Origin of the sequence: Pseudomonas cavernae (genome assembly GCF_003595175.1) — a bacterium.
Taxonomy (GTDB): domain Bacteria; phylum Pseudomonadota; class Gammaproteobacteria; order Pseudomonadales; family Pseudomonadaceae; genus Aquipseudomonas; species Aquipseudomonas cavernae.
In genome coordinates this window covers 278,664-298,743 of record NZ_CP032419.1, presented here as the reverse complement: position 1 = coordinate 298,743, position 20,080 = coordinate 278,664, and the positions used below count along the sequence as shown (strand labels likewise).

Here is a 20,080-nt window from a genome sequence, read left to right as displayed (position 1 = left end):
GCCAGACCTGCCAGCCCGCGTAGGGTGGAAAACTGCGAAGCATTTTCCACCGAAGTCCTAGCGGTTTTGTGGCTTGCGCCGCGGCAGGTTCTGCAGCAGTTGCAGTTGCTCATCGCGCAGGAACAGGGTCAGCCCCAGCTGCGGATAGACCCAAGCCTCGCCACCCTCCTGCAAGCCCAGACGCACGCGCGGCTGGCCGAGGCTGGCGATCAGCCGCGCGCCCGCCACCGTGTCCGCCGGCTTGAGCAGCAGGCTGGCGAGGCGGTGCTGACCGAGCTGGTCGAGCAATTCGCCGCTCAGCGCCTGTTCAGCGCTGCCGGCGGCCAGACCGGTCGCCGCCAGCAGGCTGTCGCGCTCGTTCTGGCTCAACGCCAGCTCGGCCTCCAGTTGCCAGGACTGCTCGGCGGCCCGCCAATCGGCGCGGTACAGCAAGCGCGGCCCGCCCTCGCCCTGCGGCTGCACCCACAGCTCGCCCCCGGTCAGCGCCCGCAGTTCCGCCAAGGTCAGGCGCTCCTCGGCCAGCGGGACGAATACCTGCTGCTGCCAGTCGACCAACCAGGGCAAGGGCTCGCCCGGCTGCTGGCCGCGCAGGGTCCACAGGCTCCAGGCGCTGACCAGCAGGACGCCGGCATAGATCAGCCAGCGGAACGAACGCAACTGCGGCGACATAGAGACACTCCGGACAGAAAAAAGCCGCACCCGGGTGCGGCTTTTCAGAACGATGACGGTGAAGTTGGCTTACGCGGCAATCGAGCCCTTGAGCTTGTTCATCGCGTTCTTCTCCAGCTGGCGGATACGCTCGGCGGAGACGTTGTACTTGGCGGCCAGCTCATGCAGGGTGGCCTTCTCCTCGGCCAGCCAGCGCTGGTAGAGGATGTCGCGGCTGCGCTCGTCGAGGCCTTCCAGCGCTTCGTGGAGATTGGCGGTGGAGCTGTCGCTCCAGTCGGAATCCTCCAGCTGGCGAGCCGGATCGTAGCGATGGTCTTCCAGGTAGTGGGCCGGCGACTGGTAGGCGCTGTCGTCGTCGGCATCGGCGGCCGGGTCGAACGCCATGTCCTGACCGGTCAGGCGGCTTTCCATCTCGCGCACTTCATGCGGCTCGACGCCCAGGCTCTCGGCCACGGCGTGCACTTCGGTGTTGTTCAGCCAGGTCAGGCGTTTCTTCTGGCTGCGCAGGTTGAAGAACAGCTTGCGCTGCGCCTTGGTGGTGGCAACTTTGACGATGCGCCAGTTGCGCAGGATGAACTCGTGGATCTCGGCGCGAATCCAGTGCACGGCGAAGGACACCAGGCGCACGCCCATTTCCGGGTTGAAGCGCTTGACCGCCTTCATCAGGCCGACGTTGCCTTCCTGGATCAGGTCGGCCTGGGCCAGGCCGTAGCCGGCATAACTGCGGGCGATGTGCACGACGAAGCGCAGGTGCGCGAGCACCATTTGCCGGGCCGCCTCAAGATCCTGGCGGTAGAAGAGGCTTTCGGCCAGTTCGCGTTCCTGCTCCTGGCTCAACAGCGGAATGCTGTTCACCGTGTGCACGTAGGCCTCCAGGTTGGCACCCGGGGCTAGGGCATAGACAGGCTGCAACGATGTGGTCATGCGAATCCTCCGATTCATGAACTCTGGAGTTCAGTATTGTCAGTGTGACACAAAACCTGACTCAAAGTTCAGAAACAGCTGTTACTCAAGCGGAGCAAGAAGGTACTACTTAGGCGCCAGCTCGTTCAAGTGCCGGGCGACCGCCAGCCAGGCGCCTATGTAACCGAGCAATACCGCGCCCAGCAGCAGCGACAGGCCATCGGCCATGGGCACTCCGGCGAGGGCGAAGTCGCTGCCGTACAGGCCGGCCAGGCGCACCACCGCGCCGTTCAGCCAGCCCAGGCCGTAGGCCAGCACCGCCCAGGCCAACAGCCCGGCGCCGCAGCCGTACAGCGCGCCCATATAGAGGAAGGGGCGGCGCACGTAGCCATCGGTGCCGCCGACCAGCTTGATCACCTCGATCTCGTTGCGGCGGTTCTCGATGTGCAGGCGGATGGTGTTGCCGATCACCAGCAGCAGGGCCATCACCAGCAGCAAGGTGAGGCCGAACACGAAGCGCTCGCCGAGCTTGAGGATCGCGCCCAGGCGCTCGACCCAGAGCAGATCGAGTTGCGCTTGCTGCACCTTCGGCAGCTCGGCCAGGCGCAGGCGCAGGGCCTCGAGGCCGGCCTTGTCGATTTCCAGGGGGGTGACCAGCACCACGCCCGGCAGCGGGTTCTGCGGCAGTTCCTTGAGCGCCTCGCCGAGCCCGGACTGCTGCTGGAACTCGGCCAGCGCCTGCTCACGGCTGATCCACTGCGCCTCGGCCACGCCGGGCATCGCCTGGATCTGTTCGCGCAACTGCTCGCCGGCGGCGTCACCGGCATCCATCTGCAGGTACAGGGAAATCTGCGCGGCATGCTGCCAGGAGCCGCCGAGCCGCTCGATGTTGTTCAGCAGCAGCGACAGGCCCATCGGCAGGCTCAGGGCGATGGCCATCACCAGCGCGGTGAAGAAGCTGCCGATCGGCTGCTGGGCGAGGCGGCGCAGGCTGTCGAGCAGGCTGGCGCGGTGGCTTTCCAGCCAGGCGTGCAGCTGGCTGCGGAAGTCCGGGCCCTCATCGTGACGACTGGCCGCCGGCTTGGCCACGCCACCACCGACGCGCTCGGCGGCCTTGGGATTGCGTTGTTCGCTCATCAGGCGGCCTCCCCGTCACCGATCAGACGGCCGCGCTGCAGGGTCAGCATGCGGTGGCGCATGCGCGCGATCAGGGCCAGGTCGTGGCTGGCGATCAGCACCGTGGTGCCGAGGCGATTGATGTCCTCGAACACCCCCATGATTTCCGCGGCCAGGCGCGGGTCGAGGTTACCGGTCGGTTCGTCGGCGAGCAGCAGGGCCGGACGGTGCACCACCGCGCGGGCAATGCCGACGCGCTGCTGCTGGCCGGTGGACAGGTCGCCGGGGAACAGCTCGGCCTTGTCGGCCAGGGCCACGCGCTCCAGCGCCGCGCCGACGCGCTTGGCGATCTCCGGCTTGGACAGGCCGAGGATCTGCAGCGGCAGGGCGATGTTGTTGAACACCGTGCGGTCGAACAGCAGCTGGTGATTCTGGAACACCACGCCGATCTGCCGGCGCAGGAAGGGAATCTGCGGGTTGGTGATCTGCGCCAGGTCCTGGCCGGCCAGCAGCAGCTTGCCGGTGCTCGGCCGCTCCATCGCCAGGATCAGGCGCAGCAGGGTGCTCTTGCCGGCGCCGGAATGCCCGGTGACGAACAGGAACTCGCCGCGGCGCACGCGAAAACTCAGCTCATGCAGGCCCACGTGGCCATTGGCATAGCGCTTACCGACCTGCTCAAAGCGAATCATGCACGCTCCCGTTCCGCGAAAAGGGCTTGGACGAAGGCATCGGCCTCGAAGGTGCGCAGATCGTCGATGCCCTCGCCGACGCCGATGTAGCGGATCGGCAGGCCGAACTGCTTGGCCAGGGCGAAGATCACCCCGCCCTTGGCGGTGCCGTCCAGCTTGGTCAGCGCCAGGCCGGTGAGGTTGACGGTCTGGTTGAACTGCTTGGCCTGATTGATGGCGTTCTGCCCGGTGCCTGCATCGAGCACCAGCAGCACCTCGTGGGGCGCCGTGTCGTCGAGCTTGCCGATCACCCGGCGCACCTTCTTCAGCTCTTCCATCAGGTTGTCTTTGGTGTGCAGGCGCCCGGCGGTGTCGGCGATCAGCACGTCCATGCCACGCGCCTTGGCCGCCTGCACCGCGTCGAAGATCACCGAGGCGGAGTCGGCGCCGGTGTGCTGGGCGATCACCGCGATCTGGTTGCGCTCGCCCCACACCTGCAACTGCTCGACCGCGGCGGCGCGGAAGGTGTCGCCGGCGGCGAGCATGACCTTCTTGCCCTCCAGCTGCAGCTTCTTGGCCAGCTTGCCGATGGTGGTGGTCTTGCCGGCGCCGTTCACGCCGACCACCAGGATCACATAGGGCTGCTTGTCGGCGGCGACCCGCAGCGGCTGCTCGACCGGCTTGAGCAGCGCCACCAGCTCGTCCTGCAGGGCCTTGTACAGCGCGCCGCTGTCGGCCAGCTCCTTGCGTGCCACGCGCTTGGTGAGGTTACCGACGATGGTGGTGGTCGCCTCGACGCCGACGTCGGCGGTCAGCAGGTGGGTTTCGATCTCGTCGAGCAAGTCGTCGTCGATCGCCTTCTTGCCGAGGAACAGGCTGGCCATGCCCTCGCCGAGGTTGGCGCTGGTCTTCGACAGGCCCTGTTTGAGGCGGGCGAAGAAGCCGGCCTTGGTTTCGCCCTGGGGCTCGGGGCTCGGCGCGGCCGGCGTGGGAGCAGGAGCCGAGGCGGGAGCGGGGGCGGCAACGACGACCGGCTCGACCGGCGCCGGCGCGTGCACCACTTCGCTGCCGATATTCAGGCGGAAGCGCGACCCGGCGGACGCTTGCCCGGACACGGGCGTAGCCACGGGAGCCTCGACCACGCCGCCAGCTGCGGCAGCGACCTCGACACTGGGCGCCGGAGAAGGAACGGACGCGGCAGCCACCTCGGTCGCAACGGCTGCTACGGCTTCAGCTGCCGGTGCAGTTTCCACCGCGGCCGGTGCCACTTCCGCGCCGGCCACAGGCGCCGGGGATGCCGGCTGTGCCGGGGCGTCCTGCGGCTTCTTGCGCATCCAGCCAAACAGGCCTTTCTTCTCTGCGGACGGGTCCGGAGCTTTCTTGTCGTCGTTGGAACCAAACATGTGGACGGCTATCTCAAGGGAGCGACGCGCCGGCAGGCATGGCCGCCAGGAAAACGGATGAGTATCCTAGCACCTCCTCGCCCGCCGACGCTAAGTCCAAGCGGGCCGCCCGACAGGTCGCCCCATCGATGAAAATGATCGCCCGCCGCGCCGCCGGGCTGCTGCTCACCGCCTTCTGCCTGCCGCTCGTCGCGCTGGCCGCCGAGCCGCAGCCGACCCACGAATTCAGCCTGGACAACGGCCTCAAGGTCATAGTCCGCGAAGACCATCGCGCCCCGGTGGTGGTTTCGCAGATCTGGTACAAGGTCGGCTCCAGCTACGAGACGCCCGGCCAGACCGGCCTGTCCCACGCCCTCGAGCACATGATGTTCAAGGGCAGCCGCAAGCTCGGCCCCGGCGAGGCCTCGCGCATCCTCCGCGACCTCGGCGCGGAAGAGAACGCCTTCACCAGCGACGACTACACCGCCTATTACCAGGTGCTGGCGCGCGACCGCCTGGCCGTGGCCTTCGAGCTGGAAGCCGATCGCCTGGTCAGCCTGCGCCTGCCGGCGGAGGAGTTCAGCCGCGAGATCGAGGTGATCAAGGAAGAGCGGCGCCTGCGCACCGACGACAAGCCCGGCGCCCTCGCCTTCGAGCGCTTCAAGGCCCTGGCCTATCCCGCCAGCGGCTACCACACCCCGACCATCGGCTGGATGGCCGACCTCAAGCGCATGAATGTCGACGAGCTGCGCCGCTGGTATCAAACCTGGTACGTGCCGAACAACGCCACCCTGGTGGTGGTCGGCGATGTCAGCCGCGATGAGGTCAAAGCCCTCGCCGAGCGCTATTTCGGCGCCATCCCACGCCGGGCGCTGGCGGACGCCAAACCGCCGCTCGAGCTGGCCGCGCCTGGCGAGCGGCGCCTCACCCTGCACCTGCAGACCCAGTTGCCGAGCCTGCTGATGGGTTTCAACGTGCCGGGCCTGGCGAGCGCCAAGGACCCGCGCACGGTGCATGCTCTGCGCCTGATCTCGGCGCTGCTCGACGGCGGCTACAGCGCGCGTCTGCCGGCGCGCCTGGAGCGCGGCGAGGAACTGGTGTCCGGCGCCTCGGCGAACTACGACGCCTTCACCCGCGGCGACAGCCTGTTCGTCCTCTCCGCCACCCCCAACGTGCAGACCGGCAAGACCCTGGCGCAGGCCGAAGCCGGCCTCTGGCGCCAGCTGGAGGAGCTGAAGCGCGCGCCGCCGAGCGCCGAGGAGCTGCAACGGGTGCGCGCCCAAGTGATCGCCGGGCTGGTGTTCGAGCGCGATTCGATCAGCAGTCAGGCCAGCGCCATCGGCGAGCTGGAAACCGTCGGTCTGTCCTGGCGGTTGCTGGATCAGGACCTGACCAGCCTGGAAACCATCAGCCCCGCCGACATCCAGAACGCCGCCCGCACCTATTTCACCCGCGAGCGCCTGAGCGTCGCCCATATCCTGCCCAAGGAGACTCGCCATGAGTGAGCGCAATGGCCTGCGCTACGGCCTGCTCGGCCTGGCTGCGCTGATCCTGCTTGGCGCCTTGGCGCTGCTGGCCAGCCGCCCGGCGTCGACCCCGCCAACTCCGCCAAGCGCCACGCCTGAGGCGGCCGCCGGCCCCGCCAAGCTGGAGTCCCTGACCGCCCTCAAGGGTCAGACGCCCAGCCGCCGCGCCCTGGAGATCCACAGCTGGCGCACCGCCGAGGGCGCCAAGGTGCTGTTCGTCGAGGCCCATCAGCTGCCGATGTTCGATCTGCGCCTGACCTTCGCCGCCGGCAGCAGCCACGACGGCGCCACCCCCGGCCTGGCCATGCTGACCAACGCCATGCTCAACGAAGGCGTGCCCGGCAAGGACGCCACCGCCATCGCCACCGGCTTCGAGGGCCTCGGCGCCGAATTCGGCAACGGTGCCTACCGCGACATGGCCATCGCCAGCCTGCGCAGCCTGAGCGCCAAGCAGCAGCGCGAACCGGCGCTGCAGCTGTTCACCGAGGTGCTCGGCCAGCCGAGCTTCCCGGCCGAGGCGCTGGTGCGGATCAAGAACCAGGTGCTGGCCGGCTTCCAGTACCAGAAGCAGAACCCCGGCAAGCTCGCCGGCCTGCAACTGTTCCAGCGCCTGTATGGCGAGCACCCCTACGGCCACCCCAGCGAGGGCACCGAACAGTCGATCCCGCCGCTCAGCGCGGCGCAGTTGCGCGCCTTCCACGCCCAGGCCTACGCCGCCGGCAACGTGGTCATCGCCCTGGTCGGCGACCTCTCCCGCGGCGAGGCCGAGGCGCTCGCCGCGCAGGTTTCCGCCGCCCTGCCGCGGGGCCCGGCGCTGCCGCCGCCGCCCGCCCCGCAGGTGCCCAAGCCCGGCCTCAGCCATATCGAGTTCCCCTCCAAACAGACCAGCCTGCTGCTCGCCGAGCTGGGCATCGACCGCCGCGAGCCGGACTACGCCGCGCTGACCCTCGGCAACCAGATCCTCGGCGGCGGTGGCTTCGGCACCCGCCTGATGGCCGAAGTGCGGGAGAAACGCGGGCTGACCTATGGCGTGTACTCCGGCTTCACCGCCATGCAGACGCGCGGGCCGTTCATGATCAGCCTGCAGACCCGCGCCGAGCAGAGCGCCGGCACCCTCAAGCTGGTCCAGGACATCCTGCGCGACTACCTGGCCACCGGCCCGACCCAGCAGGAGCTGGACGACGCCAAGCGCGAGCTGGCCGGCAGCTTCCCGCTCTCCACCGCGAGCAATGCCGACATCGTCGGCCAGCTCGGTGCGATCGGCTTCTACGACCTGCCGCTGAGCTACCTGGAAGATTTCATGCAGCAGGTGCAGAACCTCAGCGCCGCGCAGGTGAAAACGGCGATGGCCAAGCACCTCGACCCGGACGCCCTGGTGATCGTCACTGCCGGCCCGACCGTCGCCCAGCAACCGCTGCCGCCCCCCACCGACAAACCCGCCGAGCCCGCGCTCGGCGTACCGGAGCACTGATGAGCCGTCCAAGCAAACCCAGCAACGTTCCCGCCCACGGCGGCCAAGGCGAGCTGCGGATCATCGGCGGCGCATGGCGCAGCCGCAAATTCAGCTTCCCGATGGCCCACGGCCTGCGCCCGACGCCCAACCGGGTGCGCGAGACCCTGTTCAACTGGCTAGCGCCCTATGTGGCCGGCGCCAAGGTCCTCGACCTGTTCGCCGGCAGCGGCGCCCTGTACCTGGAAGCCCTGTCGCGCGGTGCCGGCAGCGCCTTGGCGGTGGACACCCACATGGCCGCCATTGCCAGCCTGCGCCAGACCCTGGCCACGCTGAAGTGCGACAACGGCCAGTTGCTGCACGGCGATGGCTTGCGCCATCTGGAAAGCCAGCCCGCCACGCCCTTCGACCTGGTGTTCCTCGACCCGCCCTTCGGCCACGACTTGCTGGAGTCGGCCTGCACATTGCTGGAAGCCAAAGGCTGGCTGGCCGCCGACGCCTGGATCTACACCGAAAGCGAAGCCGCGCCCTCGAGCTTGGCGCTGCCCAGCAACTGGCGCCTGCACCGCGAACAGAAAGCCGGCCAGGTGTATTACGCACTGTGGCAGCGCTCGGTTTAACCCGCCCCGAGAAAACGCCTGAACGCCCTAGCCCGGCTCTGCATCCGGGCTAGGACTCCGCTGCGGGCATTCGCCCAAGCAATGGTGCTTCTGCTTTTCCCGCAAAGGCTCTAGCCTCGTCACTTGATCCAAGCTGATGAGCACAAAGGCGCATGACCGCATCCTTCCAACCCGCCTGGTGGCTGCCCGGCCCGCATCTGCAGACCCTGTGGAACTCGCTGGGCCGCCGGCCGCCGCAGTTGCAACGCCAGCGCGAACGCCTGTGGCTGGAAGATGGCGATTTCCTCGATCTCGACTGGCACGGCCCGCATGCCGCCGAGACGCCGCTGGTGCTGGTCCTGCACGGGCTGACCGGCTCGTCCAGCTCGCTCTACGTGCTCGGCCTGCAACAGCGCCTGGCCGCTCAGGGCTGGGCCAGCGTGGCGCTGAACTGGCGCGGCTGCTCGGGCGAGCCGAACCTGCTGCCGCGCGGCTATCACTCGGGGGTCAGCGAGGACCTCGCTGCGGTCATCGCCCACCTGCGCGCCCAGCGGCCGCTGGCGCCGCTGTATGCGGTGGGCTATTCGCTGGGCGGCAACGTGCTGCTCAAGCACCTCGGCGAAAGCGGTGCGGACTGCCCGTTGCAGGCGGCAGTGGCGGTGTCGGTGCCGTTCCGTCTGGACCAGTGCGCCGACCGCATCGGCATCGGCTTCTCGCGGGTCTATCAGCGCCATTTCATGAGCGAGATGGTCGCCTACGTGCAGCGCAAGCAGCAGCGCTTCCAGCAACTACGCGAGGACCGCCACCTGGCCGCCTTGCAGCGCCTCGGACCGCTGGACGGCATGCGCACCTTCTGGGACTTCGACGGGCGCATCACCGCGCCGCTGCATGGCTTTGCCGATGCGGACGACTATTATCGGCGCGCTTCCAGCCGCTATTACCTGGGCGCGATCCGCACGCCGACGCTGATCATCCAGGCCGCCGACGACCCCTTCGTGTTCCGCCACAGCCTGCCGGAAAGCGCCGAACTGGCCCCCGGAGTGGAATTCGAGCTGCATGCCCACGGCGGCCATGCCGGCTTCATCGACGGCTCGCCGCGCCAACCGGGTTATTACCTGGAACGGCGGATTCCCGCCTGGTTGAACGGCCGGCGCTGATCACTCATCTCCGGCCCAGGCGTCGACCCACGGCCACTGGTGCGGGAAGCGCGCCTGCAGACCCAGGCGGTCGGCTCGCCAGCGCTTCGGCAGCTCGCCGGTGATGCGGGCCAGCACCCGCAGGTTGCGGGTCGGTGCGCTGAACGCCGCGCGCAGCTCGCCCGGCACCGACACGGCATCGTCCACCGCCCGAACCACCTGCGCCGGCAGCCAGCGACCATCGGGCAGCCGCAGGCGGAAAGGCTGCCCGGGCACCGCGTACGCGACATCGCGGGGCTCCAGGTAGACCCACACCCGCACCTCGCCGTCGGTGCGCATGCGCAGCAGCAGATTGCCGGGGCCGATGTTCTCGCCCTCGTTGACCAGGATTTCGCTGACTTCGCCCGCATGGGGGGCCTGCAGGGCCAGCCCCTCCAGGCGCTCCTCCAGCCAGCGCCGCTCCAGCCCGCGCTGTTGCTGGTCGAAGGCGACCTGGGGCAGCACCACGGCCTGTTGCTGATCGAATTGCAGCAGATCGCGCTGGCGCTGATCGCGCAGATCGCTAGCGGCCTGCACCTCGCCGCGCGTCGCCGCTCCGGCGGCCTGCAGGCCGCGCAGCTGGCCCAGCCGCTGTTCGGCGCTGGCCAGCAGGCGCTCCAGCGCCTCCCGTTCGCGCTCGCGCAGGCTCCGGCGGGCCGGCGAGTCGGTAGCCGGATGCTGGTCCGGCTCCTCCAGCAGGGCCAGGCGCGCGCGCCACTCGGGGTTGTCCAGGCGCACCAGCACCTGGCCAGCTTCCACCGGGTCGCCCGGCCGCACCAGCAGTTGCTGCACCTGGCCGGGCTCGCGGGCCCGCAGCTCAAGCAGCGGCAGCTCCAGCTGGGCCGGCGCCTGGATCAGCCAGAGCGACAGCAGCCACTGGCCGGCCAGCCACAGCAGCGGACCGAGTACCGCCAGCAGGATGAGGTACCAGCGCAGCTTGAAGGCCAGGCGCTTGCCCGGCGCATAGAGCACCTTGAGGCCCTGGTCCTGGGTCGGTTGCTGTTCCTTGTCACTGGAGAAGCGAATTTTCATAGACGTGCTCAACGGGGGTAGTTAGGCCAATCCTGCCAGTCGATGCCACGGATACCGACCGGCTGCAGGCGCGTCCGCCAGCGTCCGACCTGCCGTTGCAACTGGTGGCGCGGCACGCCGCTCCAGCTCTCCTCGGCCGTCAGCTGCGGCTCGACGCTCTGCGCCAGGCGGAACTGCAGGGCCGGCCAGCGCCGGGCGATCTGCTCGGCCAGCGCGGCGCTGCTCTCGGCATTGCGCGTGTAGATCATCAGGCTGACCTGGCGCACACCGCGCTGCGGCAGGGCGCAGGGCACGCAGGTCTGGCCAGCGACAGGTTCGACGAACCAGCGGTGGTGGCTGGACAGCTCCAGCGGCCAGGGGTTGATGCTGGTCACTGCCGCCAGGGTGTCCAGCCAATCCTGCAGGCGACTGTCGGGTACCGGCCAGCCGAGTTGTTCGACTTCCAGATCCAGGTGCAGGGCAGCGAAGGGCAACCCGCGCAGCTGGCCGAGCAGCGTCAGCAGCCCCTGGCGGTGCTCCGGCTGCAGCCAGGCCGGGTCGCCGAGCAGGAGGGCCACCTGCAGGCCCTCGTTGCGCGCGGCGGCGAGGGTGGCCTGGAGGCGCTGGCGCAGGCTCGGCAGATCGGCCAGTTGGGCGGCGCTGAGGCCGAGGTAGAGGCGCTGCATCCCGGCCCGCCGCAGCTCGCGCAGTTCGGCCGTCCGGCTGCGGGCATCCAGCAGGCGGACGCTGTCCCAGACATAGACGCCTTGCTGCCAGTCGCGCGACGGCCCGGCGGCGGCCCGGCGGTTCGCGGCGAGCGTCACCGCGGCGGCCCCGGCCGTGCCCGACAGGGCCTGCCAGGTGAGCGACTGATCACCGAGCAGGCGGGCCAGCTCGGAATCGTCCTCGGCGAACAGGCGCAGCTCGGCCTCGCGCAGCCAGGCGGCGTGCCGGGCGCCGATCAGGCGCAAGCCGCTGCGCTGGTATTCCACATCGGCGGCCAGCAGCTCGTCCGCCGTGGTCTCCACCGCGCGCTGCTCGCGCAGGCGCAGCTCGTCCAGAGCCTGGTGCGAGACCTCGAGCTGCTCGCGCTCGGCGCGCAGCTCCTCGATGCTCTGCCGCTGCAGGCGCAAGGCCTGGCCGAGCGCCTGCAGCAGTTGCCCGCGCTCGCTCTGCACCTGGGCCAGCGCCGTCTGATGGCGAGCCTCGGTCTCGCGGGTCCGGGCGCGCCCGTAGCCCAGCGGGTCGAAGGGCGCGGAAAACGTCAGGCTGGCCACCAGGCCATCGCCCGGCTTCGGCGCGCCGCTGCGGTCTTCGTAGCTCTGCGCCAGGCTGAAGTGGGAATCGACCCCGGCATACCAGGGCGACTCGCGCCGCTGGTCGGCCTGACGCACCTCGTCCTGGCGCGCCTGCAGGCGCGGATGGCGCTCGATGGCCTGGCGCCAGGCGGACAGCGGCTGCACCTGGCCGGCCAGGGATTCGGCCCGGGGCTGCTGGGCGGCGCTCAGCTCGAGGCCGGCCAGTTCGGCCAGGCCGTCGCGGGTTTCCTCGAGCAGGGCTTCGCGCTGCGCGCAGCGGCGCTGCAGGGCCTGCCACTGGCCATCGAGCTGGCGCGCCTGGGACTGGCGCAGCCAGCCCTCGCGCTGGCGCAGGGCCAGCCGCTCGCGCGCCTGCTGCGCCGCCGGCAGCAGCTCGGCGCACCAGCGCTGCTCCTGGTCGGCGCGCCACCAGTCGGCGTAGGCGCTGCGCAGGGCCAGGCGCCGCTCGGCGCGCTGCAGCAGTTGGCGGATGGTCTGCCGCTGCTGGTCGTGGACGATCGCCTGCACCGCGTCGCGCTGCCGGTACAGGCTGCCGAGCAGCGGATGGCGCAGGCCCAGGGCCAGGTTGCGGCCGTAGTAGTCGTCGCGCACATCCTCGGTGACCAGCTCACGGTAACGGCCCGTGCTGGCGGCGGCGAACCACTGCCAGCCGGCTTCGGCCTCGCGCTGCTGCCTGAGCGCAGCGAGGGCATCCTGCTCGGCGGCGCTGGCGCCCAGCGCCAGCCCCTCGGCAGCGCGCGCGAGCAGCTCATCCAGCGGCAGCACCTCGGCCAAGCCCGGTGCGCTGGCCAGCAACAGGGCACAGGCCAATAACGCGCGCTTCATCGTCCTAGAATCTCCTTCCCCTCTTCAACACCCACCAGGGTGCCATGCTGGTTTCCTCATGACCGCGCCGCAACGCCTCGTTGAGCATGGACACCGCGCTCCAGCAACGCATCATCAGCATAAACAACGGAAACACGAACACCAGCGGCAACAGACGCAGGTCCTGGCGCGGCCGCTCGGACACCATGGTCAGCATGGCCAGGTAGAGCAGCAGCGTGACCGCCAGGTAGACCAGGTAGATCAGCCCGGCCAGGGCCAGGAACACCGGCCACTGCAGGACGAACAAGCCGACCAGCAGGTAGCCGACGATGATGAAGGGCAGCACCAGCTGGAAGAAGAAGCCGTTGAACAGGGTCATCAGAAAGTTCGGCCAGCCCAGCAGGCGCGGGTTGAAGCTGTGGCGGTGCTTGCGGATGTACAGGAAGAACAGGTCGCCGTCCCAGCGCAGGCGCTGCTTGAGGAACTGCCAGAGGGTCACCGGAGCGTCGGTATGACCGATGGCGTACGGTTCGAAGGGGATGCGCAGCGCGCGCCGGCCGAAGTAGTTCTTGATGCGCAGGGTGATGTCCAGGTCCTCGGCGCTGTGGGTGTCCCAGCCGCCGAGCTTGTCCAGGAAACTGCGGCGGAAGGCGCCGAACGCGCCGGAGATATTGTTGACCAGGTTCCATTCGCTGAGGCCGATCTTGGCCATGTGGATCGACAGCAGGTACTCCATGGCCTGCAGCGCCGCGACCAGCGAGGCCCGCCGGTTGCGCACGCGCAGGCTGCCGGCCACGGCCGGCACGTCCGGATCGGCGAAATGGCGGACGATGTTGGCGACCATGTCGTTGTCGAACGAGGTGTCGCCGTCCAGGGCCATGACGATCTCGCCGGTGCAGTGGGCCAGGCCGGCGTTCAGCGAGGACACCCGGCCGCCGCGCTGCCACTTGGCGATCGGCCGCAGCAGGCGCCGCGGATACAACCGGGGATCGACGCGGAAATCGCGCACCGCCTGCAGGGTCGGCTGGTTCAGCGCGGCGCCGTCGAGCACCGGGATCATCTCGATCTCGCCCTGGTAGGTCTGCTCGCACAGGGTGAGCAGAGTGCTCTGCACGTCGCGCCCCTCGCTGTAGCAGGTGATGATGCAGGAGACCCGCGGGTGGTGGATGTTGCCCTGCGGCAGCTCGAACGGCTTGCGCACGAACCAGCGCAGCACACCGAGCAGCACCAGCAGGTTGAATGGCAGCTCCAGCAGGGTGAAGGCCGGCAGCATGGTGACGAACAGGAGGATGCCGCCGTCGCTCTTGGCGGCTTCCGAGGCCCACAGTAGCCAGTGCTGGATGACCGCTTCCATGGCGCTAGCCCAGCAGGCCGCCCAAGCGGGCCAGAAGCAGCTGGGCATCTTCCTGGTCAACCAACTCGTCCGGGGCGACGAAGCCGATCTGCCGCACCTCGATGTCCAGCCCCTCGCCGGCGATGCGCTCGGCGCCCTGGGTCAGGCGCTGGCGCAGCGCGGCCAGGCCGGCGGCGTCGGTGTGCGGCAGCAGCAGCCAGAGCACCTCCTCGCTCAGCCGGCAGCAGCGGTCGGCATCCCGCACGGCCTCCTGCACCCGCTCCACCAGGCCGTCGATCAGCGCCTGGCCGCGCATCTCGCCGAGCCGGGCCAGGGTTTCCCGCCGGTTGACGAACCCCAAGCCGAGCAGGGCGAAGGGGGGCGTCCGGTAGCGGCGCACCAGTTGCAGCTGCCAGTCGAGCGCCTCGAAAAAGCGCCGCTGCGACAACAGGTTGAGCCGCCCGAACGCCTCGTCGTCCATCGGACTGGCGTCGAAACCCTCGCGGCAGCGCAGCAGCCCGGCCTCGGCCAGGCGGTAGTCACGCACCTCGCGCACCTGCAGCTTGTCCGGCGCGTGGGACTCGCCGCAGTCCAGGCAGCGCGCCTCCACCGCGGCGTCGACGAAGAAGGCCTGGCAGCTGCGGCAGCTGTAGTTCTCCAGCGGCCGGTCGTAGTCGCTGCCGATATGACGCAGACGGGTCAGGCAGTTCGGGCAGAGCAGCAGGCCGTCCTTGAGGAACTGCGCCTGCGGCGCGACATGGCCGCAGGTGAAACAGTGCAGCGACGGCTGGCGGGCGATGTCCAGCGCCCGGCACTCGGGACAGACGTCCACGTAGTTGAGGCGACCGGAGCCGCAGCTGCCGCACAGACGGATGCGGTCGAGCAGGACGCCCGGCTCCAGCCAGCCCCGCCCGGTCATCAATTGCAACCAGGCGAATTCGTTGAGCGTCTCGCCGTTGCTCAGCGCCTCCAGCAGCGGATAGCGGTAATGCTGGGCCGCACCGGTATCGCGCAGGGCATGCAGCACGCCGCGTGAGGAGCGCAACCACAGCCAGGCCAGCACCCGCGTTTCGAAGCGCTCCGGGGCCACACCGCGGTTGAACAGGGCGAGGCGTTCGCGCCACAGCCGCCAGAGCGGCGTGATGCCCGCCAGGTCGGCTGGCGGCTGGCCGTCGCCGAGGGCCGTGCACCAGGCGTCCTGGTCCTGAGTGCAGTAGATCAGGCTAAAGCGGTAGCGCGGATCCAGGCGCAGGCCGCGTAGCGCCGTGCCCGCCACCGCACCGGGCAGGTCGAGCAGCAGCACGTCGTAGACTGACGCCGCCTGCAGCGCGGCCAGCCCGGTGAAGCACTCGGCTTCGAGGCCCGGCAAGGTGGACGGACTGCGGGCCAGGAGGGCAATGCGGGGCGACGAAGTGGTCATGAGCAATCTCTTGGCCGGCTAGATGCCCCAACTATAAACAGATTGGCGCCAGAAACCGCCCCTTGCCCTGCAACAAAACGCTCCACTCAGCCTTGCAGCAGCTGCTCCAGCGGCACATACAGTTTGCGGTACAGCGCCTCGACCGCCGCCTGCGCCTCGAGGGCGAGATAGCCACCCTCCAGCGCCAGAATCTGGTAGATGCCGCGACGCAGCTGCTCTTCGCTGAGGTCGCCGGGATCGCCGCGGGTGGTGCACAGGAAGCGCACCCAGGAGGTCATGATGATCCAGCTGTTGAGGGTCAGCGCCTCGATCTGCGCCGCAGTCATGCGCAGGATGCCGGCATCGACGAAGCCCTGGTAGATCGCCGTGGCGTGGCTCAGGCAGCGCTGCGAGAAGTGCCGGTAGTGCGCCGCCAGCTCGGGATCGGCCTCCAGCAGGTGCTCGAGGTCGCGGTGCATGAAGCGGAACTGCCACATCGCGGCGAGCAGCGCCTCGAGGTAGAAGGTCTTGTCCTCCACCGTCATCGCCCGCCCCTCGGGCACGCGCAGCACGGCGTCGACCCGCGTTTCGTACTGGGTGAACAGCTCGGCAATGATCGCCTGCTTGTTGCGGAAGTGGTAGTACAGGTTTCCCGGCGACATGCTCAGGTGCGCGGCGATGTGGTTGGTGGTGACGTTGCGCTCGCCCTGGGCGTTGAACAGTTCCAGGCTGGCTTGGACGATGCGCTCGCGGGTCTTGATCTGGGCGGCCATAGGTTAGGTTCTGGACTGAAAACGGCGGTTCGGGGACGGCGGCAAAGGTACCGCTTCCTGGCTTCCGGGTGTTACCCCCGGAAGCGTGGCAAAGCAGGCCCCAGCATTTCGTTGGGCTGCCAGGTGACGCGCGGGGCGGCATCCTGTTTGACACATTAGAGCAATTGCTCTAAAAATCCAGCAACCCACAATAACCCGACGGTCCACCAAGGAGCCGCATCATGGTTGCCGATATCGCCGCCTTTCCCCTTCAGAACCAGCAACAGATCAACGAACTGGATGTCCTGTTCCAGCGCCAGCGCGCGGCCTTCCGCGCCAACCCGATGCCGGCCGCCGAGCAGCGCATCCAGTGGCTGCAGTCGCTGCGCCAGTTGCTCAAGAATGAACAGCAGGCGCTGATCCAGGCGATCTCCGCGGACTTCAGCAACCGTTCTGCCGACGAGACCCTGCTCGCCGAACTGATGCCGAGCATGCTCGGCATCCACTACGCCAGCAAACGCATCAAGAAATGGATGAAGCCGTCCAAGCGCGCGGTCGGCGTGGCATTCCAGCCGGCCAGCGCCAAAGTCGTCTACCAGCCGCTCGGCGTGGTCGGGGTGATCGTGCCGTGGAACTACCCGCTGTTCCTCGCCGTCGGCCCGCTGATCGGTGCCTTGGGCGCGGGCAACCGGGTGATGATCAAGATGAGCGAGTCGACCCCGGCCACCTCGCTGCTGTTCAAGCAGCTGATGGCGAAGATCTTCCCCGAGGACCTGGTCAGCGTGGTGCTCGGTGAGGCGGAAGTCGGCATGGCCTTCTCCAAGCTGCCGTTCGACCACCTGCTGTTCACCGGCGCCACCAGCATCGGCAAGCACGTGATGCGCGCCGCGGCGGAGCACCTCACCCCGGTGACCCTGGAGCTGGGCGGCAAGTCGCCGGCCATCGTTTCCGCGGACGTGCCGCTGGCCGATGCCGCCGAGCGCATTGCCTTCGGCAAGTCCGTCAACGCCGGGCAGACCTGCGTGGCGCCCGACTACGTGCTGGTGCCCAAGGACCGCGTCGACGGCTTCGTCGAGGCCTATCGCCAGGTGGTACAGGGCTTCTACCCGCAGCTCACCGACAACCCGGACTACACCGCGATCATCAACGAGCGCCAGGTCCAGCGCCTGCAGGGCTACCTGAGCGACGCCGAGGGCAAGGGCGCCAAGCTGGTGCCGCTGTACCCGCAGGCCCAGGGCCGGCGCCTGCCACACACCCTGGTGCTGAACGTCAACGACGACATGAAGCTGATGCAGGACGAGATCTTCGGCCCGCTGCTGCCGATCGTGCCCTACGAGCGCCTGGAAGATGCCTTCGCCTACGTCAACGACCGGCCGCGGCCACTGGCGCTGTACTACTTCGGCTACGACAAGGGCGAGCAGCAGCGCGTGCTGCACGAGACCCACTCCGGCGGCGTGTGCATCAACGACACCCTGCTGCACGTGGCCCAGGATGATATGCCGTTCGGCGGGGTCGGCCCGTCGGGCATGGGCCACTACCACGGCCACGAAGGCTTCCTGACCTTCAGCAAGGCCAAGGGCGTGCTGGTCAAGCAGCGTTTCAACGCCTCCAAGACCATCTACCCGCCATACGGCAAGGCGCTGCAGAAACTGGCCTACAAACTGTTCATCCGCTAAAGGTCAACTGGCGGGCGCCGGCCGGCGCCCGCGTTTCCGCTCATCACTGGTGAATACAACAATGACAGACACCACTCTCGCCGCCCCCGGCCTGTCGCGGCGCGGGCTGCTCAAGGTCGGCCTGCTCGGCTCGGCGTTCCTCGCCACCGCCGGCGTCACCGCCAGCCTCAGCGGTTGCTCGGCCAGCACCCCAGCCAACGGCTTCGCCGTGCTGCGCGACTCCGATCTGCCGTTCCTGCGTGCCCTGATCCCGGTGATGCTCACCGGCGCGGTCAAGGCCGAGCAGCTGCTGCAGGCCGTGCAGGGCACCCTGAACAGCCTCGACGCCAGCCTCAACCATGTGTCCCCGGCGCTGCTCAAGCAGACCCAGCAGCTCTTCGACCTGCTCGCCCTGCCGGTCACCCGCGGTCCGCTAACTGGCGTGTGGGGCAGCTGGGAGAAGGCGTCCAACGCTGACCTGCAAGCCTTCCTGACGCGCTGGGAGCACAGCTCGATCGGCCTGCTGCGCATGGGCCACGCCGCCTTGCTGCAACTAGTGATGATGGCCTGGTACAGCCGCCCCGAGTCCTGGGCACATTGCGGCTATCCCGGCCCACCGACCGTCTGACGCGGCACCCACACCTATAAGAAGAATCTGCCTGAGAGCTCACCCATGCCCGTACCTGATCTGTTCCGCGAAGGCCTCGCCCGCGGCTGGAAAACCTATGACGGCTCACGCCTGGACCGCGACCTGACCCTCGAGGCGGATGTCGCCATCGTCGGCAGCGGCGCCGGCGGTGGCACCACCGCCGAGATTCTCAGCGCCGCCGGCTTCAAGGTGCTGCTGATCGAGGAAGGGCCGCTGAAGACCAGTTCCGACTTCAAGATGCAGGAGGCCGAGGCCTACCCGAGCCTCTATCAGGAAGGCATCGGGCGGATGAGCAAGGACGGCGCCATCACCATCCTCCAGGGCCGCGCCGTCGGCGGCACCACGCTGGTCAACTGGACCTCGAGCTTCCGCACTCCGGAACCGACCCTGGAACACTGGGCCAAGGAACACAACGTCAAGGGCCATGGCGTCGCCGACATGGCGCCGTGGTTCGAGAAGATGGAGCAACGCCTGGGCGTCGCGCCGTGGATGATTCCGCCCAACCCCAACAACGACGTGATCCGCAGCGGCTGTGAAAAGCTCGGTTATCCCTGGAAAGTCATCCCGCGCAACGTGCGCGGCTGCTGGAACCTCGGTTACTGCGGGATGGGCTGCCCGACCAACGCCAAGCAGTCGATGCTGGTCACCACCATTCCGGCGACCCTCGACAAGGGCGGCGAGCTGCTCTATCTGGCGCGCGCCGAACGCCTGCTGCTGGACGGCGACAAGGTCAGCGGGATCGAGTGCGTCGGCCTCGACGAGCGCTGCGTGGCGCTGACCGGGCGCAAGATCACCATCAAGGCCAGGCACTACGTGCTGGCCGGCGGCGGCATCAACAGCCCGGCGCTGCTGCTGCGCTCGCAGGCGCCGGACCCGCACCAGCGCGTCGGCAAGCGCACTTTCCTGCACCTGGTGAACTTCTCCGCCGCGCACTTCGAGCAGGTCATCAACCCGTTCTACGGCGCACCGCAGTCGATCTATTCCGATCATTTCCAGTGGGATCAAGGCGCCAGCGGGCGCATGTCCTACAAGCTCGAAGTGCCACCGCTGCACCCGGCGCTGACCGCCACCCTGCTCGGCCGCTTCGGCGTCGACAATGCGCTGCGCATGGAGCAACTGCCGCACACCAACGTGGTCCTCGCGTTGATGCGCGACGGCTTCCACCCGGACAGCGCCGAGGGCAGCGTGGAGCTGCGCAGCGACGGCAGCCCGGTACTCGACTACCGGATGACCGACTACACCTGGGACGGCGTGCGTCGCGCGTTCCACAGCATGGCCGAGATCCAGTTCGCCGCCGGCGCTAAAGCGGTGATGCCGATGCATAACGATGCTGGCTTCGTGAAAACTCTCAGCGAGGCCAAGCAGGTGATCGACGGCCTGTCGCTGGAGCTGTACCGCACGCGCCTGGGCAGCGCCCACGTAATGGGCGGCTGCGCGATGGGCGAGGACGCCAGCCTGGCGGTTGCCGACAGCCTCGGCCGTCATCACCAGCTGGAGAACCTGTCGATCCACGACGGCTCGCTGTTCCCCACCAGCATCGGCGCCAACCCGCAGCTGTCGGTCTACGGCCTCAGCGCGCAGCTGGCCACGGCCCTGGCCGAACGCCTCGGCAAAGCCTGAGCAGACAGGACACCCCGGCGGCTTGGCCGCTGGGGTGTCGCTGCGCTACC

General features: G+C 68.7%; 17 protein-coding genes. 7 read left to right on the top strand and 10 right to left on the bottom strand.

The features are described from left to right. Nucleotides 1-57: 57 nt before the first annotated feature. The 5 genes from D3880_RS01365 to ftsY form a co-directional block, all read right to left on the bottom strand. Nucleotides 58-669: a hypothetical protein gene (locus D3880_RS01365; protein WP_119891750.1), complete on the bottom strand. Its 612-nt coding sequence runs from the start codon at nt 667-669 to the stop codon at nt 58-60. A 69-nt stretch (nt 670-738) separates the two neighbouring features. Beyond that, nucleotides 739-1,593, bottom strand: a complete 855-nt coding sequence (rpoH, locus tag D3880_RS01360; RefSeq protein ID WP_119891749.1) for an RNA polymerase sigma factor RpoH — start codon at nt 1,591-1,593, stop codon at nt 739-741. A 105-nt stretch (nt 1,594-1,698) separates the two neighbouring features. After that, the gene (ftsX, locus tag D3880_RS01355; RefSeq protein WP_119891748.1) at nt 1,699-2,709 is read right to left on the bottom strand and encodes a permease-like cell division protein FtsX; all 1,011 of its coding nucleotides are present in this window, start codon (nt 2,707-2,709) and stop codon (nt 1,699-1,701) included. Next, nucleotides 2,709-3,377, bottom strand: coding sequence for a cell division ATP-binding protein FtsE (gene ftsE, locus D3880_RS01350; protein WP_119891747.1), 669 nt, complete (start codon nt 3,375-3,377; stop codon nt 2,709-2,711). Before ftsE ends, ftsX begins: the two co-directional genes overlap by 1 nt. After that, nucleotides 3,374-4,759: a signal recognition particle-docking protein FtsY gene (gene ftsY / locus D3880_RS01345; RefSeq protein ID WP_119891746.1), complete on the bottom strand. Its 1,386-nt coding sequence runs from the start codon at nt 4,757-4,759 to the stop codon at nt 3,374-3,376. Before ftsY ends, ftsE begins: the two co-directional genes overlap by 4 nt. Nucleotides 4,760-4,887: 128 nt before the next feature. Here ftsY and D3880_RS01340 point away from each other — a divergent pair, with 128 nt between their 5' ends. The 4 genes from D3880_RS01340 to D3880_RS01325 all read left to right on the top strand — a co-directional run bounded on the left by D3880_RS01340 (nt 4,888) and on the right by D3880_RS01325 (nt 9,470). Next, nucleotides 4,888-6,243, top strand: coding sequence for a M16 family metallopeptidase (locus tag D3880_RS01340; protein ID WP_119891745.1), 1,356 nt, complete (start codon nt 4,888-4,890; stop codon nt 6,241-6,243). Beyond that, nucleotides 6,236-7,735 (top strand): M16 family metallopeptidase, encoded by a 1,500-nt coding sequence (locus tag D3880_RS01335; protein ID WP_119891744.1) that lies wholly within the window; start codon nt 6,236-6,238, stop codon nt 7,733-7,735. The genes D3880_RS01340 and D3880_RS01335 overlap by 8 nt, the downstream gene beginning before the upstream one ends. Beyond that, the gene (rsmD, locus tag D3880_RS01330) at nt 7,735-8,334 is read left to right on the top strand and encodes a 16S rRNA (guanine(966)-N(2))-methyltransferase RsmD (RefSeq protein ID WP_119891743.1); all 600 of its coding nucleotides are present in this window, start codon (nt 7,735-7,737) and stop codon (nt 8,332-8,334) included. Before D3880_RS01335 ends, rsmD begins: the two co-directional genes overlap by 1 nt. 152 nt (nt 8,335-8,486) lie before the next feature. Next, nucleotides 8,487-9,470 carry a hydrolase gene (locus D3880_RS01325; RefSeq protein ID WP_119891742.1) on the top strand — a complete coding sequence of 328 codons (984 nt, stop codon included), beginning with the start codon at nt 8,487-8,489 and terminating at the stop codon, nt 9,468-9,470. On the opposite strand, the gene D3880_RS01320 is transcribed toward D3880_RS01325, so the two are convergent. The 5 genes from D3880_RS01320 to D3880_RS01300 form a co-directional block, all read right to left on the bottom strand. Continuing rightward, on the bottom strand, nt 9,471-10,520 hold the full coding sequence (locus D3880_RS01320) for an HlyD family secretion protein (protein ID WP_119891741.1): 1,050 nt from the start codon (nt 10,518-10,520) through the stop codon (nt 9,471-9,473). It abuts the gene before it with no gap. Nucleotides 10,521-10,528: 8 nt separating this feature from the next. Next, nucleotides 10,529-12,643, bottom strand: coding sequence for a TolC family protein (locus D3880_RS01315; protein WP_119891740.1), 2,115 nt, complete (start codon nt 12,641-12,643; stop codon nt 10,529-10,531). A gap of 4 nt (nt 12,644-12,647) precedes the next feature. Continuing rightward, nucleotides 12,648-13,976 (bottom strand): glycosyltransferase family 2 protein, encoded by a 1,329-nt coding sequence (locus tag D3880_RS01310; protein ID WP_119895644.1) that lies wholly within the window; start codon nt 13,974-13,976, stop codon nt 12,648-12,650. Between the two features lie 4 nt (nt 13,977-13,980). Beyond that, on the bottom strand, nt 13,981-15,375 hold the full coding sequence (locus tag D3880_RS01305) for a TackOD1 domain-containing metal-binding protein (protein ID WP_119891739.1): 1,395 nt from the start codon (nt 15,373-15,375) through the stop codon (nt 13,981-13,983). 86 nt (nt 15,376-15,461) lie between these two features. Next, nucleotides 15,462-16,127, bottom strand: a complete 666-nt coding sequence (locus tag D3880_RS01300) for a TetR/AcrR family transcriptional regulator (protein ID WP_119891738.1) — start codon at nt 16,125-16,127, stop codon at nt 15,462-15,464. A 221-nt stretch (nt 16,128-16,348) separates the two neighbouring features. Here D3880_RS01300 and D3880_RS01295 point away from each other — a divergent pair, with 221 nt between their 5' ends. From D3880_RS01295 to D3880_RS01285, 3 genes are all read left to right on the top strand, one after another. Continuing rightward, nucleotides 16,349-17,782, top strand: a complete 1,434-nt coding sequence (locus D3880_RS01295) for a coniferyl aldehyde dehydrogenase (protein ID WP_119891737.1) — start codon at nt 16,349-16,351, stop codon at nt 17,780-17,782. 61 nt (nt 17,783-17,843) lie between these two features. After that, a complete protein-coding gene (locus D3880_RS01290) occupies nt 17,844-18,389 on the top strand; it encodes a twin-arginine translocation pathway signal protein (protein WP_119891736.1) in 546 nt (181 codons plus the stop codon). Between the two features lie 45 nt (nt 18,390-18,434). Further along, the gene (locus D3880_RS01285; RefSeq protein ID WP_119891735.1) at nt 18,435-20,030 is read left to right on the top strand and encodes a GMC family oxidoreductase; all 1,596 of its coding nucleotides are present in this window, start codon (nt 18,435-18,437) and stop codon (nt 20,028-20,030) included. Nucleotides 20,031-20,080 lie beyond the last annotated feature (50 nt).